This window comes from Siminovitchia acidinfaciens (assembly GCF_003605385.1).
Classification (GTDB): Bacteria; Bacillota; Bacilli; order Bacillales; family Bacillaceae_C; genus Siminovitchia; species Siminovitchia acidinfaciens.
In genome coordinates this window covers 181,638-194,718 of sequence record NZ_QYTV02000003.1, presented here as the reverse complement: position 1 = coordinate 194,718, position 13,081 = coordinate 181,638, and the positions used below count along the sequence as shown (strand labels likewise).

Sequence of the window (13,081 nt, the reverse complement as noted above, 5' to 3'; positions counted from 1 at the left end):
TTCAATTACATTGTGAGATGCTTCTTTGAATAGGCTTCATGATGTTTACGACGAGGCAAACACAGCTCCCTCGAATAAACTGTGCCACCGGTGTACATTCATTTTGAATTTACTCCCCTGCAGCATGTACCCTCGAGCCGATAGCACCTAGTCCCTAGATATAACAAATCCTCGAGAAAATTCTGTTATCGAACTTTAAAGAAAAGAATAGACCGAGAAAGTGAACCGGTCTATTCCTGCCATTGGGATAATTACTTATTCTCAGCAGAGATGCCCTTTTCATCAAAGTATTTTTTAGCTCCTGGGTGAAGGTCGATGGACATCCCCTTCAAGGCATTCTCCGCACTGATTTGCTCACCTTTTGCATGACCGATTTTATCCGTATTGTCATAAATGGCTTTTGTCATCTCGTAGACAAGGTCATCTGACAAATCCGATCTGACAACAAGCATAGCCTGAACTGCTACTGTATTCACATCACTCTTCGAGTTATATGTTCCTTTTTTAATTGATTCCTTTGAATAATATGGGTATTTTTCAATAAGGGCATTTATTTTATCATCATCAAGTGGGACAATGACCACCTTTTCAGTTGCCGACAATCCTTCTACAGCCCCTGTTGGTGTTCCTGCGGTAATAAAAGCGGCATCGATCGTACCGTCTTGGATGCCTGTTGTTGAATCATCAAAAGAAAGGTTTCTGGCCTTTACGTCATCGAAGGACATACCATAAATTTCAAGAATCTGCTCTGCATTTGCAATTACTCCGGAGCCTGATTCTCCAACCGAGACCGTTTTACCTTTCAAATCTTCTACCGATTTTATTCCTGATTTCTCCGTGGTAACAATTTGTATCGTTTCAGGATAAAGAGTGCCCAATCCTTTCATGTTTTCCACTTTTTCTTTAAACATTCTTTTTCCTTCAGTGGCATAAGTTGCAATATCTGTTTGTGTGAAAGCAACTTCCACTTCTTCTTTTTTAATCAAAGCCATATTTTCTGCAGATGCACCGGATGTCACTGCGTTGGATTCAATCCCTGTTGCATCTTTGATCAGATTGGCAAAGCTTCCTCCAAGAGGATAATATGTACCTCCAGTCCCGCCTGTTGCAATACTTATGAATTTTACTCCATAATCTTTTCCGTCTTTTTCAGCGTTGTTCTTGCCTTTATCGCCTCCGCCGCAGGCGGCCAGCACCATTGAGAGCACTAACATAAAAGCGATTCCGACAAGAGGTTTTTTTCTAGTCATTTAAAAGCCTCCTTACAGTTAAAGTGATACATCAAAAGGCCTTGCCAAGTCACTCACTCTTTCTATCATTACCCTATTGGTTGAATAAGAAACATGATTTTTCCCCTTTGAAATTCCGTTATGTTAAAATATCTAGCATACCAACTTTCAGTGAAGGAGGCCCAAAAATTATGCTTCAAGGTAAGATTACGGAAATGGAATTTCACAGCAAAGAGTTGGATGAGACACTAGAACTTTTGATATATTTGCCCGCCGCATACTCTCCACTGTATAAATACTCTTTATTGATAGTACAGGATGGAAAAGATTACTTTCAGATGGGCAGATTGACGCGGTTTACAGATGAACTACTTGCAAAAGAGAAAATCGAAAACCTTGTCATCGTCGGGATTCCATATAAAAATGTGAAGGACCGCCGTGAAAAATACCACCCGGATGGCGAAAAAAACAATTCATACATACGTTTCCTGGCACACGAGCTTGTCCCTTGGCTGGAAAAAGAATATCCTACGAGCGCTGTTGGAAAGTGTAGGACATTGATGGGCGACAGCTTGGCGGCCACTGTTTCTTTGATGACAGCCATTCAATATCCTCATACATTCGGAAAAGTGATCTTGCATTCGCCATTCGTAAATGATGAAGTTATTTCTGCGGTGCGGTCACATGAAGAGCCTCATTTATTAGATATCTATCATGTGATTGGCAAAGACGAGGATGAAATCAGATTTTCCCCTGAACGGGTGGAAGACTTTCTGACTCCAAATAGGGAACTGCACCAAGTCTTTCAGGAGATGGGCTTTGATTCCTTTTATGATGAATTCAATGGTGGCCACTCGTGGAAATATTGGCAGCCGGATATGAAGCGGACATTATTAACTATGTTCCCGCGTTAAGCAACTCTTTCCAATGTCCTATAGGAAAGGCTGTCAAGTATATGTTATAGTAGTAAGATATAGAAGATTTACATTAATGAGTATAGGGAGGTTATAAAGAGATGAAATACGGAATTGTTATATTCCCCTCTAAAAAGTTACAGGACTTGGCAAACTCCTATCGGAAAAGGTATGACCCTCATTATGCGCTGATTCCTCCTCACTTGACTTTGAAGGCGGCGTTTGAAACAGATATGGATGTCAACTCCATCACTGAAAAGATGGAAGCGATAGCAAAGACTCATGAGCCGTTCACTTTGCGGATCAGAAAGGTGAGCTCCTTCCAGCCTACTAACAACACGATTCACCTTAAGGCTGAGAAAACCCAACAGCTTGAAGAGTTGCATGAAGATCTTTATGCTTCCTTGCCGGGTGATAAGCCAGAATATCCTTTCGTTCCACATATTACAATCGGGCAAAAGCTGTCAAATGATGAACACTCTGATGTATATGGCCAATTGAGGATGCTAGGGGTTGAGCATGAAGAAGTCATTGACCGATTCCACCTGGTTTATCAATTGGAGAACGGTTCGTGGACCGTTTATGAAACATTTCGCCTTGGAAAGGATCCTCAGTAAATGAAAGTCATTCAGGCCGGAACAGAAGAACAAATGCAAGATGCGTTCAACATACGCAAAAAAGTGTTTGTCGGGGAACAGCAGGTTCCCATCGAAATTGAAATAGACGAACACGAAGACAACTCTGCCCACTTCGTGCTTTATGATGAGGAAAAGCCGGCAGGTGCAGGCAGATTCCGGATTCTTGATGGCAAGGGGAAAGTGGAAAGGATCTGTATTCTCCCGGAATATCGGGGAAAAGGTGCGGGTATTCAAATCATGGTGGATATTGAGGAGTATGCGAAAAGCCTTCCAGTAAAAGAGCTTGTTTTGAACTCGCAGTCATATGCTGTCCCGTTTTATGAAAAACTTGGATATTCCGTTGTGTCCGATGAGTTTCTTGACGCGGGCATTCCGCATCGTAAAATGATTAAAAAGATTGAATAAAAAATCCCCTTAAGATTTCATTTCGAAATTTTAAGGGGATTTCCTTTTAGCCATGGCGTATGCTTGTTTATGGATATGATCACCTCTCCACTTTCTATAAGGCTGGATATGTATGCGGTAAAAGAGGTCCTAAATAAGAGCCACTGGCCGATTTCACGCGCATTTAATCCAAAGTTTTCAAACATCTCAATCAAGAGTTCATTCAATGAAGTTCCATCAGGAGAAGCATTGATGGCTTCAGACAAGAACTGTTTGATGTTCGAATGGCAATCAATATTTTTTTGTATTGTTTTTTCTATATTTATCTCGTATTCACCGTGCCCGGGGAGTGCTCCTTTGAAAGTTAGTCCGCTTAGTTTTTTCAGCGAATTGATTGTTGCATCAGCATCAACAATAAAGGGGACTTTGTGTTTTGCAAGGATGTCTGTCCCGAAATAACTATCGGCGGCATATAAGATCTCATCAATTATAATTCCTACTTGGCCGTAGCTGTGCCCCGGCAAACAAACAGCCTCAAAGTTGAAAGGACCCAAACTCTGTTTCCCTTCATAAATGTAACCATCAATGCTCACCGGCTCTCCCTCCAAAAATTTATTCCTCAATTGCTTGATCGGCATGGCACCGTTCCATAAATAGATTGGTTCAAGAACCGGGTTCCCCATTATCGCCGCTTCAAGCCTCGGTGCATGCAATTTTACTGGCAGCTCTTTCTGCAAATAGGAAGCACCGCCATAATGATCGGTATGAGCATGAGTAAGGATGACGTGATCTAAAGGGAGATGATTGTCTGTCAATGTTCTCCAAACTTTTTTTGCCGTGCCTTTATCGATGCCTGAATCAACCAGCAAGCCCTGTCCTTCTTTATGAATGTAGCCGATGTTGACTGCGCCGCTGAAGTAATGACAGCGTTCCGTTATTTTTCTAAATTCCATTTAAACATTCCTTCCAAGCATTACTGTTATACATATTCGTTTATATAACGGCCTTTTCCTGTTTCTTCAGGAAGCTTTTTATCAATAACGGATGATTTCGGACTACCGTATTGCTTCTTTTCTTTAAGTTTGAGTGGAATGCCCTCTCTGTTTGTTCCCCAATATAGTTTTGACTGAAGTCTGATTCGAGGTGTGAAATTAACAGGCATGGGGTCATGGTTTTTTGACTTTTCCTGTACTCTTTTTTGGTACTCGGAGTACTCTAGCATTCGGATTGGTGCGATATAACCCATTATGACCTGCACCTCCTTATTCAATAATTAATATTATTTACCCCGATAACAAACTTTTAAACCTGAAAATTCAATTTTCTTAAGTAAAATTATCCTCAGATATACTATTTTTAGTAGTAATAGGGTGATTATAGATTTTAAAGGTTATTCCTTAAATTCAAAAAGTCCTTCGTTGTTCCAGGGCTTCCGACAAGCCCAACATTGTTATCGCCCCCTTCGCAATTCAATCAAACAAAAAAGGACTTGCAGCCAATGCAAGCCCTCCGCCCTATTTTTTGTTCATCATGTTCGCGATGGTGCCCATATCCAATTTGTTGCCTTCCTTTGTGATTGTATGCACCATCTTGTCTTCCATTTCCTTTGATACTGGACGATTTGCAATCCTTGCGACTTCCCTGATCACACGACGGACAGTTTTTTCGTCCTTAAAATTTGCATTCTGCAACGAATTCGCAAGTTTAAGTACTTCGTTCATATTAACGCCAGTCTTACTTTCAATATTCTTAAAAAATTGATTATCCATTATTTAAAATAGCCTCCTTTTCATCTTTTATATATTATGAAGGAAGCTATTTTTGGTGAGGTAAAGAGTGCCAAAAAAGCCGGAATAAGCAAATAACCCTTCCGGCTCTAGATATTTTACTATAAGCGATCACCATTTAACCCTTGGGTTTGAATATCAGAGCTCCGAGAAATCCGAACACAATGGCGGCCGAGATACCCGAAGATGTGACTTCGAACATTCCTGTCATTACACCGACAAGACCATGCTTATCGGCCTCCAGCATCGCTCCATGTACCAGCGAATTTCCGAAACTCGTAATCGGAATGGTTGCTCCGGCTCCGGCAAAATCAATCAGCGGGTCATATAGGCCAAATCCCGCAAGTATTGCACCAAACACAACCATTGCACTTAATGTATGGGCCGGTGTAAGCTTGGCAGCATCAAACATGAGCTGCCCGATCACACATATGGCGCCGCCAATGACAAACGCCCAGAAAAACATGGCGAGCATGAAAACCCTCCTTTTAAATATATTCGATGGCAACTGCGTGAGCGATGCAAGGGATAGACTCTTTTTGTTGGAATGAAAGCGGCGATAAAAGGGAGCCTGTCGCGACAAACAAGATCCTTTTATATTTTCCCGATTTCATCTCGTTTAGCAAATGGCCGTACATAACAACTGCTGAACAGGCAGGACCGCTGGCCCCCGCGAAAACATCCTGCTCCTTTTTATATATAAGAAGGCCGCAATCCTGGAACTGAGTTTCTTCAATTGATACACCTTTTTGCCCGAACAAATCCAAAGCGACATTCCTACCCACTTCGGCCAGATCCCCGGTGACAATCAGATCATAGTGGGACGGATCTAAGTCCAGATCAAACAGGTGTCTTTGAATTGTATCAACTGCAGCAGGAGCCATAGCTCCTCCCATATTAAACGGATCGGTCAACCCCATGTCTATCACTTTTCCAATAGTGGCGGACGTAATTCTCGGATGCGGGGAATCGACTAAGTTTCCCGATCCAACAAGAGCCACACCCGCTCCTGTTACCGTCCATTGTGCAGTTGGCGGCTTCTGTCCTCCATATTCTGTCGGATAGCGGAATTGACGCTCTGCCGAGGCATTATGGCTGGAAGCTCCGGCAAGTATGTACTCTGCCCCGCCATTATTGATGATCATCGCAGCCAACCCCAAACCCTCAGTGGAAATGGCACAGGCACTGAACAATCCAAGATAAGGGATTTGATTAGTTCTTGCGGCAAAAGTGGTCGGTGTAATTTGATTTATCAAATCACCTGCCAAAAAGAATTGAATGTCTTCACCTTTTAGCGCTTTTTTTCTAAGTGCTATATCAACGGCATCTTCAAGCAAGACAGTTTGCGCCTTCTCATATGAATCTTTCCCCATCCAAAGATCTACATGGAATTTATCAAAATCATTAGTAAGCCGTCCGTCCTTTTCAAATGGGCCGCCAACCACCCCCGTAGATAGAATGGCCGGTTGCCGATCAAAGACCCACGTTTGACTGCCAACAAGCATTATAATCCTCCCCACTTGAATAAAACTGTTTTAATCAGGGCCACAAGAAAAGCGGAAAAAACACCGAACATAATTACGGATCCTGCTAACTTAAACATATTTCCGCCTACACCTGTTACTAAGCCTTCACTTCTGTGCTCAATCGCTGATGAAATGACTGCATTTCCAAAACCCGTGACCGGAACTGCGCTCCCCGCCCCGGCAAATTGGCCAAGTCGGTCATAAACCCCAAATCCTGTCAAAAGCATAGCAAGAAAAACCATTGTAGCCACCGTTGGGTTACCTGCTGTCTGCTCAGTAAAATTGAAATAGTAAATATAAACATATGTGATTGCTTGGCCGATAACGCATATCGTTCCACCCACTAAAAAAGCCCTTATGCAGTTTTTTAAGATGGGCCTCTCCGTTTCATGTTTTTTCTGCAGCTGTTCGTATTGTATTTGTTCCGGGGTTTTATTCTTATTTTTGCTGGACATCTGCTTCTCTCCTATGTCATCTCTTCTTTTAAACGGACAATTTTCTTAAACCGCTTCGCAGCTTCATCATTTGATAAATTATCTTCGTCCAAGTCTTCTTTCAACCTAATGGCCTCTAAAAAAATTTTATAATCGCTGGAAACGATAAACTTGTCGTCAGGATATTCTTTATTTAATCTTTCCGTAAGCTCTTTTTCGATTTTTTTCATTTTAAATCTTTTTAAATGTTTCACCTTATATGCCACGATGATTTTCTTATCTCCTTCAATTACTGCCACATCATAAATTTCATCTATTTTCGAAACTTCCTCCCTGACTTGATAAGCGACTGACTTTTTCTCTTCCCTTTGCTTAAGTTCTATAGGCGGCGGACTCGTCGTTTTTAACAAGGCCGAATCACTTTCGTTGTGCTCCTTTCCGTCATCATAGGCACATGCGGACAGCATTAGTACAATGACGGTCATTATTATTGATTTGCTAAGCATGTCAACCTCCGCTTTGAAGAATGGTAATTTTATTTTTCACCATTCCTTGCAAATTATGAACAGAAATGTGTAACTTACATTAAACACTATGGTCTTCATATAAAAAATCTCTAGGCACCCGCAGCCTTAGGAGACAAATACAAGCAAAATTTTTATGGGGGAATTTTTCAGGCACCCCATAAAAGGCCGATTTAAATCATTTCGTGAGAAACATCACCGAATTTGCTTCAGACCGACAAGAGAACTATGCGCTTCCTCGAACTGGCTGTGCCGGGGGAGAATATTCATCCTGAAAAAACTTCCTTGTGGCTTGTGACCCGACAATAATGAGTCTAACTTTGTATTTCTTAACCCTTTAAAAATAAGCAGGGAAATTCATCTTTTGAATTTCCCTGCTTATTATAAATAACTCCATTCAACTGAAAATCCTGCCCATTAGTATGCTTTTGGCCTTTTAACCGGTGCACCACACCCGCAGCCTCTTCTCCTCTTTTTATAATTCGTCCTGTTGTACATACTTGTTTTTTTTCCACTAGAGTTTTTTTCCAAATGTCTCACTTCCTACATTTGTTTTAGATGCATTCGCACCTAATATATTTTATGAGATTCTTTCGCATTCGTTTTCCCAAAATCCCAAATTACCACATTTTTTTTGACTGTACCCATGTTTCTAATATGGCAGCAATGCCAGCTATTGCAAACACTAGAACAACTGGTTTATAAAAACCGGGGAGGTAGATACGCATGAGGAATAAAGCGATTGATACCCATACACCAGTACACCAATAGCAACTGATAAGGGCACCGATCCATCCTCGAACTCCTTTTTCTTTTGGAACATAATAAACCTCTGCTTCTCCCTCAGCATTCTTCTCCTCGCGTTCATCCATGAACGGCCTTCTTAACCATTCAGTGATGGTATCAAAGACAAAAAGCCGCGTCAGCCGAAATACGGCGACGCTGAATAAAAGAAATTCAAACCATGACATTTCCATTGCCTCAACTCCTTCAATTGCCTATTTTATGCAAAACAGGCGTTTGTCCGTTACCCATTTACCCATTGATTAATATGTTATTAATGTAAATGACCTATATAAGGAGGAATTTGAAGATGAGCTTCGAAGAAATGGAATCATCCTTCACGGTACAGCCCTCTCATCATCATCATCATCATGAAAGCAGTAGCAGTAGCAGTAGCGGTTGCCGTGGCGGTTGTAATTTAAATTGCGTTTGTCAAGTAGTTAGGGCAATTAAAGATATTCAAGATATGGCAGAAGAAGAGTGCGAGCCGTGCACATCAAACTGCTTTGTTGAACCGTTGGGAGATTTGGGTGTTCGTGGACGCAGGCATGCCGATACTCGAGTATTTACATTGACTCTTAAAAATGGTGAGTTGTTCAAGGCGCTTTTCAGAGGGCATATGGGTAAATGTGTATCTGTCTTTTTCCGGGTGGAAGAAATTTTTGATAATTGCTGTGCTACATTGAGAGTTCTTGTTCCTCTGAAAAAGGATGGAAAAACTGTTGTTGATATCCTGGATCAACATGGAAAAATCAACTTTGCCGAACTTTGCGAAGTAAGAGACTGGGGTCGCAGCAACAGCTGTGTGACTGTTGATCTTCACTGCTTCTGTGCTGTTCAATGTATTGCAGATGTTGATTTAGATATATGCGACGACTAATACTCAGAGACGGAAATGGAAACTGCCATTTCCGTCTTTTTACATATGAGGCGTTTAAACCATTGTCAACGCTGTAACTTCTAACTTATCCATTAATACGGATGGCTTTAAGATCTTTTTTTTCAATCGTAAAGTATTCCCCCGATTCTGTCTTTACAACAATGGCATCCTCTTGGACAGCATGCAGCTTCCCAAATACCCTATTTGCCGCCGTAGTAAATGTGCAGCTGTAAAATTGAGATTTTGTGGATAAATGATGTAGCTTCTCCTCAATTGTCATAGCGACAAACGATTTGACAGGGGTAAGCCTGCCTCTGGTAGGCTCGCTATAATGTGTATGATGCCTAAAATAATCCGCCGCCGAAATTGGAGCTTGTTTTTCCACTTGAATTTCTTCAGTCTGTTTTTCCTCGGACTGAAAAATAAACTCTTCCTCTTCATTGAAATTGGAACTTCCTTTTTTTACATTTGACTGCTCAACAGGCGCAACTCTTTCTCTCCTGTGTGATGCAGCCGGTTTGTCTGTATTTGTGTTGTATTCGTTTTGCATTTGGTATTTCGGTTCCTGAAAATTAGGCTGAGCGATATATAATAAAGGCTTTTTTGAATTAGACTTCTCTTTTTTTTCCATAGGGCGCACCCCTCCATCGCTGAAACTTTCATATTATATGTATGCCCCCCCCCTCTCGGACGTTTATTATAAAATAAAAAAACTGCCGCATAAGCAGCAGTTCTTTGATTATATAATATTTTTTATTTATTGAGTTCTTAATTCGAACATGAATTACGCTGGTGACTAATAATCAACTTTGTAGTCCAAGCCTTCTTCTATTGCACTTAGAGTCAGGATTGAGCGCCACTTAGAGCACTTTTTTCATGGCTGCAGGCGATACCCGACAGACTACTTTACTTAGCTCCCCATGATATGGTAACCGGAGTCAACGTGAATGTTTTCCCCTGTAATTCCGCGCGATAGGTCGCTGAATAAGAATACTGCAGTATCTCCCACTTCTTCTGGTGTCGTTGTTCTGCGTAACGGAGCTTTTTCTTCGATTTCTTTTAAGATGCTGTTAAAATCGCTGATTCCTTTGGCAGATAATGTACGGATAGGCCCTGCAGAAATTGAATTTACACGGATTCCGTGTTTGCCGAGATCGCTTGCCAGGTACATGACACTTGCATCAAGCGACGCCTTTGCAACACCCATCACATTATAATTCGTCACTACACGCTCTCCGCCAAGATATGTCATCGTAACGATGCTTCCGCCTTCTGGCATTGCATTAAGCTTTTGAACTGCTTTTGCAACAGCGGATAAAGAATATGCACTGATATTATGAGCCAAAAGGAAACCTTCCCGTGTTACGTTCAAATAATCCCCATCTAGTTCCTCTCTGTTTGCAAATGCAATACAGTGTGCGATTCCATGAATCGGTCCTGCCTCTTCTTTGATCTTGCTGAAACAAGCTTCAATGTCCTCGTCAATTGTCACATCGCAGGGAAGAACCAATGATTTTTCCCCTTCGAGGGTATCCGCCAATTCACGGACATTTTTCTCGAGCCTCTCACCCGCATATGTAAAAATAAGTTTGGCTCCTGCTTTATGTAAAGACCTCGCGATACCCCATGCGATGCTTCGTTTATTTGCTACACCCATAACCACAAAGGTTTTTCCATCCAAAGAAAGCATAATAATTCCTCCTTTAAAAATTTTTCTTGAACAGGAAATTATAAAATTCTACAACATGGATAATTTTCTTGTCTAACTCCAGCGCTCAGCGACTAGCACACTTCGCTAGACGAGCACTTGCGTTTTTCTTGTTACAAGTTATTAGCACCTAGTACTAATCATACACGACTGCTTTTTAGTTTGTAAACTAGATTCTCTCAAATATTATTTCTAATATTGAAGTTCCCTTGTCAATTCTTCTACATATTCCGTTGATCCTGTTACAATCAATCGGTCATTGATCAGCAGTTCCGTATCTCCGTGAGGTACAATGGAATCTTTTCCTCTAAATATCCTAACGATAATAACATCGCCTGTAAAAGGAAACGTACGGAGCGTCATCTGATCGTATTCAGGATTCATCATCCGGATTTCGTGCAGTGCTGTCTCCTCACTCGTCATGATGTTTGCAATATTAGGTGACTCTATCAATGCTTTCATCAATGCTGTTGTTGCAAGTAAAGTTGAAAAAACTTCAACATCCTGTTCTGTCAGGGCTTTTGCAAGATCAGGACTTTCAATCCGTGCAATGACCCGCTCAACCTTTCGCTCTTTGGCAGCTACAGCAAGCGTTGAATTCAGTTCCTCGTCTCCTGTTGAGATGAAAAGGATATCTGCATCGAACACCTCTTCTTTTTCTAAAAACTCATGATCATACCCTTCAACTTCTTGGATGTCAAAAGCGGAATCGGCTGTCTGTGAATCAGCTTTTTCAATTTTCTTGTGAACAAGCGAGGTCTCATATTGTGAACCGCTCAGCTCCTTGGAAACAGTAAGGGACATTTGGTTTGCACCAATAAAGACAACCCGGATTTTCCTTTTCTCTGCATTTTCTTTCGGAAACCACTTTTTGAACATGATTGGGGTTAAAATACATGAGATAACAGCTACAAGAATTAATGTGCCGCTCATTTCGGCTGAAATCACATTGATTCTCTCTGCAATTTTGGCAGCTGCAATTACAAGCGACAAAGTGGAAGTCAATAGAAATGCGGATGCAATCACCGTTTTCGTATCATACCAGCGCTTTAGGATAAGTACCGGGAAAAACTTGGATATGAATAATGCAATAATCAAAAGTGGGATCAATAACAGCATATTTTTATTGCTTAGCAGCGACCATAAGTCCAGATCTACGCCCACCATGACAAAAAATATAGGTATCAAAAATCCGTAACCAAACGAGTCCAACTGCCGGATCATGCCTTGATTCGGATTGAGCAGTGAAACGAGAGCCCCGGCAATGAATGCTCCTAAAATATTTTCCGCACCAACAGATTCAGATAATGCGACAAGAACAATAATTAAAGTGAAAATTGCCCGGGTACCGATCTGTACAGTCCCCGTCGATAAGCGTGCAAAGAAATTTCCGTTTTTAAAACGGACGCCAATAAAATAAAAAACCACTCCTGTTGCAAACAGAACAAGCAGTAGCCACATTTGTCCGCCGCCGTCACCTGACAGGGATACGAAGACCGAGAGAAGAATCATGGTTACAAGATCTGCGATAACGGCTACCAGAAGAATAATCTGACCAATGCCCGTCTTCATTAGATCTGCTTCCTTCAAAGTCGGGACAACTACACCAAGTGATATAGTCGAAATGATCAGAGTCATCAACATCAGGTTTTGAATGAACCCTGCAAGTACGAAGAGATAAGAGAGTAAAAATGATAATAGAAGAATCCCAGTAAAAATAAGAGTAGAAACGGCTAACCGATTCGGTTCCAATCTGCCATTTGGAAGCGTCGCCTTTTTCTGCTTTCCGCTAAAAGCGGAAAAGTCAATTTCTACACCACTGAGGAACATTAAAAAAATAAAGCCGAGAGTTGACAGCGTATCAAGCCACGCATCATGATGGATTAAATTGAATCCACTTTTACCGATAATCAGGCCCATAATAATTTCCGCTACTACAACCGGGATAAAAAAAAGACGAAAACGGTGAAGAAGAAGCGGTGTAAAAAAGGCAACTAGTAATACAATAACAAGGGAAAGTAAGGATGATTCAGTTTCCATATGCTTCTTCCTCCGTTTTATTATGCGTCAGGTACACAGCCTTAGGAGACACTCAAGATTTTGAAGAGCGAGCTTTTCAGCCGCTACAGCAAAGCTACTTTTACATCGTGAGAAACTTCTTTGAATATGCTTCATGCAGCTTTGCGATGAGCTGAGCAAGGCTTTCTCGAAAAAGTTATGACGCAGGAGTATAAACATCTTGAACAAGCTTCCTCGTGGTCTGTGGCCTCGAGT

Annotated in this window: 17 protein-coding genes; 4 read left to right on the top strand and 13 right to left on the bottom strand. The window is 41.4% G+C overall.

Features of this window, described 5'->3' with window-relative positions; all coding sequences use genetic code 11:
- Positions 1 to 251 precede the first annotated feature (251 nt).
- Positions 252 to 1,250 carry a TAXI family TRAP transporter solute-binding subunit gene (locus D4T97_RS08320; RefSeq protein WP_126049571.1) on the bottom strand — a complete coding sequence of 333 codons (999 nt, stop codon included), beginning with the start codon at positions 1,248 to 1,250 and terminating at the stop codon, positions 252 to 254.
- A gap of 170 nt (positions 1,251 to 1,420) precedes the next feature.
- On the opposite strand from D4T97_RS08320, the gene D4T97_RS08315 reads away from it, so the two are divergent.
- The 3 genes from D4T97_RS08315 (at position 1,421) to D4T97_RS08305 (ending at position 3,186) form a co-directional block, all read left to right on the top strand.
- Complete coding sequence (locus tag D4T97_RS08315) at positions 1,421 to 2,143, top strand: alpha/beta hydrolase (protein WP_126049569.1); 723 nt, start codon at positions 1,421 to 1,423, stop codon at positions 2,141 to 2,143.
- Between the two features lie 101 nt (positions 2,144 to 2,244).
- A complete protein-coding gene (locus D4T97_RS08310) occupies positions 2,245 to 2,760 on the top strand; it encodes a YjcG family protein (RefSeq protein WP_126049567.1) in 516 nt (171 codons plus the stop codon).
- Positions 2,761 to 3,186 carry a GNAT family N-acetyltransferase gene (locus D4T97_RS08305; protein WP_126049565.1) on the top strand — a complete coding sequence of 142 codons (426 nt, stop codon included), beginning with the start codon at positions 2,761 to 2,763 and terminating at the stop codon, positions 3,184 to 3,186.
- A 17-nt stretch (positions 3,187 to 3,203) separates the two neighbouring features.
- On the opposite strand, the gene D4T97_RS08300 is transcribed toward D4T97_RS08305, so the two are convergent.
- From D4T97_RS08300 to D4T97_RS08260, 9 genes are all read right to left on the bottom strand, one after another.
- Positions 3,204 to 4,118, bottom strand: a complete 915-nt coding sequence (locus D4T97_RS08300) for an MBL fold metallo-hydrolase (protein ID WP_126049563.1) — start codon at positions 4,116 to 4,118, stop codon at positions 3,204 to 3,206.
- A 26-nt stretch (positions 4,119 to 4,144) separates the two neighbouring features.
- Positions 4,145 to 4,411 (bottom strand): hypothetical protein, encoded by a 267-nt coding sequence (locus tag D4T97_RS08295; RefSeq protein ID WP_126049561.1) that lies wholly within the window; start codon positions 4,409 to 4,411, stop codon positions 4,145 to 4,147.
- Positions 4,412 to 4,679: 268 nt separating this feature from the next.
- Entirely contained in the window at positions 4,680 to 4,934 is a 255-nt protein-coding gene (locus tag D4T97_RS08290) for a stage VI sporulation protein F (RefSeq protein WP_126049559.1), read from the bottom strand.
- A 136-nt stretch (positions 4,935 to 5,070) separates the two neighbouring features.
- Positions 5,071 to 5,427 (bottom strand): stage V sporulation protein AE, encoded by a 357-nt coding sequence (gene spoVAE / locus D4T97_RS08285; RefSeq protein ID WP_126049557.1) that lies wholly within the window; start codon positions 5,425 to 5,427, stop codon positions 5,071 to 5,073.
- 13 nt (positions 5,428 to 5,440) lie between these two features.
- Positions 5,441 to 6,457, bottom strand: coding sequence for a stage V sporulation protein AD (spoVAD, locus tag D4T97_RS08280; RefSeq protein WP_126049555.1), 1,017 nt, complete (start codon positions 6,455 to 6,457; stop codon positions 5,441 to 5,443).
- On the bottom strand, positions 6,457 to 6,933 hold the full coding sequence (spoVAC, locus tag D4T97_RS08275) for a stage V sporulation protein AC (RefSeq protein ID WP_126049553.1): 477 nt from the start codon (positions 6,931 to 6,933) through the stop codon (positions 6,457 to 6,459). Before spoVAC ends, spoVAD begins: the two co-directional genes overlap by 1 nt.
- 11 nt (positions 6,934 to 6,944) lie before the next feature.
- Positions 6,945 to 7,418 (bottom strand): YhcN/YlaJ family sporulation lipoprotein, encoded by a 474-nt coding sequence (locus tag D4T97_RS08270; protein WP_126049551.1) that lies wholly within the window; start codon positions 7,416 to 7,418, stop codon positions 6,945 to 6,947.
- 347 nt (positions 7,419 to 7,765) lie between these two features.
- Positions 7,766 to 7,951 (bottom strand): hypothetical protein, encoded by a 186-nt coding sequence (locus D4T97_RS08265; RefSeq protein WP_126049549.1) that lies wholly within the window; start codon positions 7,949 to 7,951, stop codon positions 7,766 to 7,768.
- A gap of 105 nt (positions 7,952 to 8,056) precedes the next feature.
- Positions 8,057 to 8,413, bottom strand: coding sequence for a DUF1360 domain-containing protein (locus tag D4T97_RS08260; RefSeq protein ID WP_126049547.1), 357 nt, complete (start codon positions 8,411 to 8,413; stop codon positions 8,057 to 8,059).
- A 116-nt stretch (positions 8,414 to 8,529) separates the two neighbouring features.
- On the opposite strand from D4T97_RS08260, the gene D4T97_RS08255 reads away from it, so the two are divergent.
- A complete protein-coding gene (locus D4T97_RS08255) occupies positions 8,530 to 9,099 on the top strand; it encodes a CotY/CotZ family spore coat protein (RefSeq protein ID WP_126049545.1) in 570 nt (189 codons plus the stop codon).
- Positions 9,100 to 9,184: 85 nt separating this feature from the next.
- Here the strand turns inward: D4T97_RS08255 and D4T97_RS08250 are convergent, their stop codons facing one another.
- The 3 genes from D4T97_RS08250 to D4T97_RS08240 all read right to left on the bottom strand — a co-directional run bounded on the left by D4T97_RS08250 (position 9,185) and on the right by D4T97_RS08240 (position 12,847).
- On the bottom strand, positions 9,185 to 9,730 hold the full coding sequence (locus tag D4T97_RS08250; RefSeq protein ID WP_126049543.1) for a CotO family spore coat protein: 546 nt from the start codon (positions 9,728 to 9,730) through the stop codon (positions 9,185 to 9,187).
- Between the two features lie 279 nt (positions 9,731 to 10,009).
- A complete protein-coding gene (gene fabI, locus D4T97_RS08245; RefSeq protein WP_126049541.1) occupies positions 10,010 to 10,792 on the bottom strand; it encodes an enoyl-ACP reductase FabI in 783 nt (260 codons plus the stop codon).
- 207 nt (positions 10,793 to 10,999) lie between these two features.
- Positions 11,000 to 12,847 carry a monovalent cation:proton antiporter family protein gene (locus D4T97_RS08240; protein ID WP_126049539.1) on the bottom strand — a complete coding sequence of 616 codons (1,848 nt, stop codon included), beginning with the start codon at positions 12,845 to 12,847 and terminating at the stop codon, positions 11,000 to 11,002.
- Positions 12,848 to 13,081: the final 234 nt, after the last annotated feature.

What these genes read in the sequence shown, in the direction of transcription:
- spoVAD (WP_126049555.1), bottom strand. Translation starts at nt 6,457, where the DNA reads ATGCTTGTTGGCAGTCAAACGTGGGTCTTTGATCGGCAACCGGCCATT.
- D4T97_RS08260 (WP_126049547.1), bottom strand. Translation starts at nt 8,413, where the DNA reads ATGGAAATGTCATGGTTTGAATTTCTTTTATTCAGCGTCGCCGTATTT.
- D4T97_RS08295 (WP_126049561.1), bottom strand. Translation starts at nt 4,411, where the DNA reads ATGGGTTATATCGCACCAATCCGAATGCTAGAGTACTCCGAGTACCAA.
- D4T97_RS08240 (WP_126049539.1), bottom strand. Translation starts at nt 12,847, where the DNA reads ATGGAAACTGAATCATCCTTACTTTCCCTTGTTATTGTATTACTAGTT.
- D4T97_RS08270 (WP_126049551.1), bottom strand. Translation starts at nt 7,418, where the DNA reads ATGCTTAGCAAATCAATAATAATGACCGTCATTGTACTAATGCTGTCC.
- D4T97_RS08255 (WP_126049545.1), top strand. Translation starts at nt 8,530, where the DNA reads ATGAGCTTCGAAGAAATGGAATCATCCTTCACGGTACAGCCCTCTCAT.
- D4T97_RS08320 (WP_126049571.1), bottom strand. Translation starts at nt 1,250, where the DNA reads ATGACTAGAAAAAAACCTCTTGTCGGAATCGCTTTTATGTTAGTGCTC.
- D4T97_RS08305 (WP_126049565.1), top strand. Translation starts at nt 2,761, where the DNA reads ATGAAAGTCATTCAGGCCGGAACAGAAGAACAAATGCAAGATGCGTTC.
- D4T97_RS08290 (WP_126049559.1), bottom strand. Translation starts at nt 4,934, where the DNA reads ATGGATAATCAATTTTTTAAGAATATTGAAAGTAAGACTGGCGTTAAT.
- D4T97_RS08250 (WP_126049543.1), bottom strand. Translation starts at nt 9,730, where the DNA reads ATGGAAAAAAAAGAGAAGTCTAATTCAAAAAAGCCTTTATTATATATC.
- spoVAC (WP_126049553.1), bottom strand. Translation starts at nt 6,933, where the DNA reads ATGTCCAGCAAAAATAAGAATAAAACCCCGGAACAAATACAATACGAA.
- D4T97_RS08315 (WP_126049569.1), top strand. Translation starts at nt 1,421, where the DNA reads ATGCTTCAAGGTAAGATTACGGAAATGGAATTTCACAGCAAAGAGTTG.
- D4T97_RS08300 (WP_126049563.1), bottom strand. Translation starts at nt 4,118, where the DNA reads ATGGAATTTAGAAAAATAACGGAACGCTGTCATTACTTCAGCGGCGCA.
- spoVAE (WP_126049557.1), bottom strand. Translation starts at nt 5,427, where the DNA reads ATGCTCGCCATGTTTTTCTGGGCGTTTGTCATTGGCGGCGCCATATGT.
- D4T97_RS08310 (WP_126049567.1), top strand. Translation starts at nt 2,245, where the DNA reads ATGAAATACGGAATTGTTATATTCCCCTCTAAAAAGTTACAGGACTTG.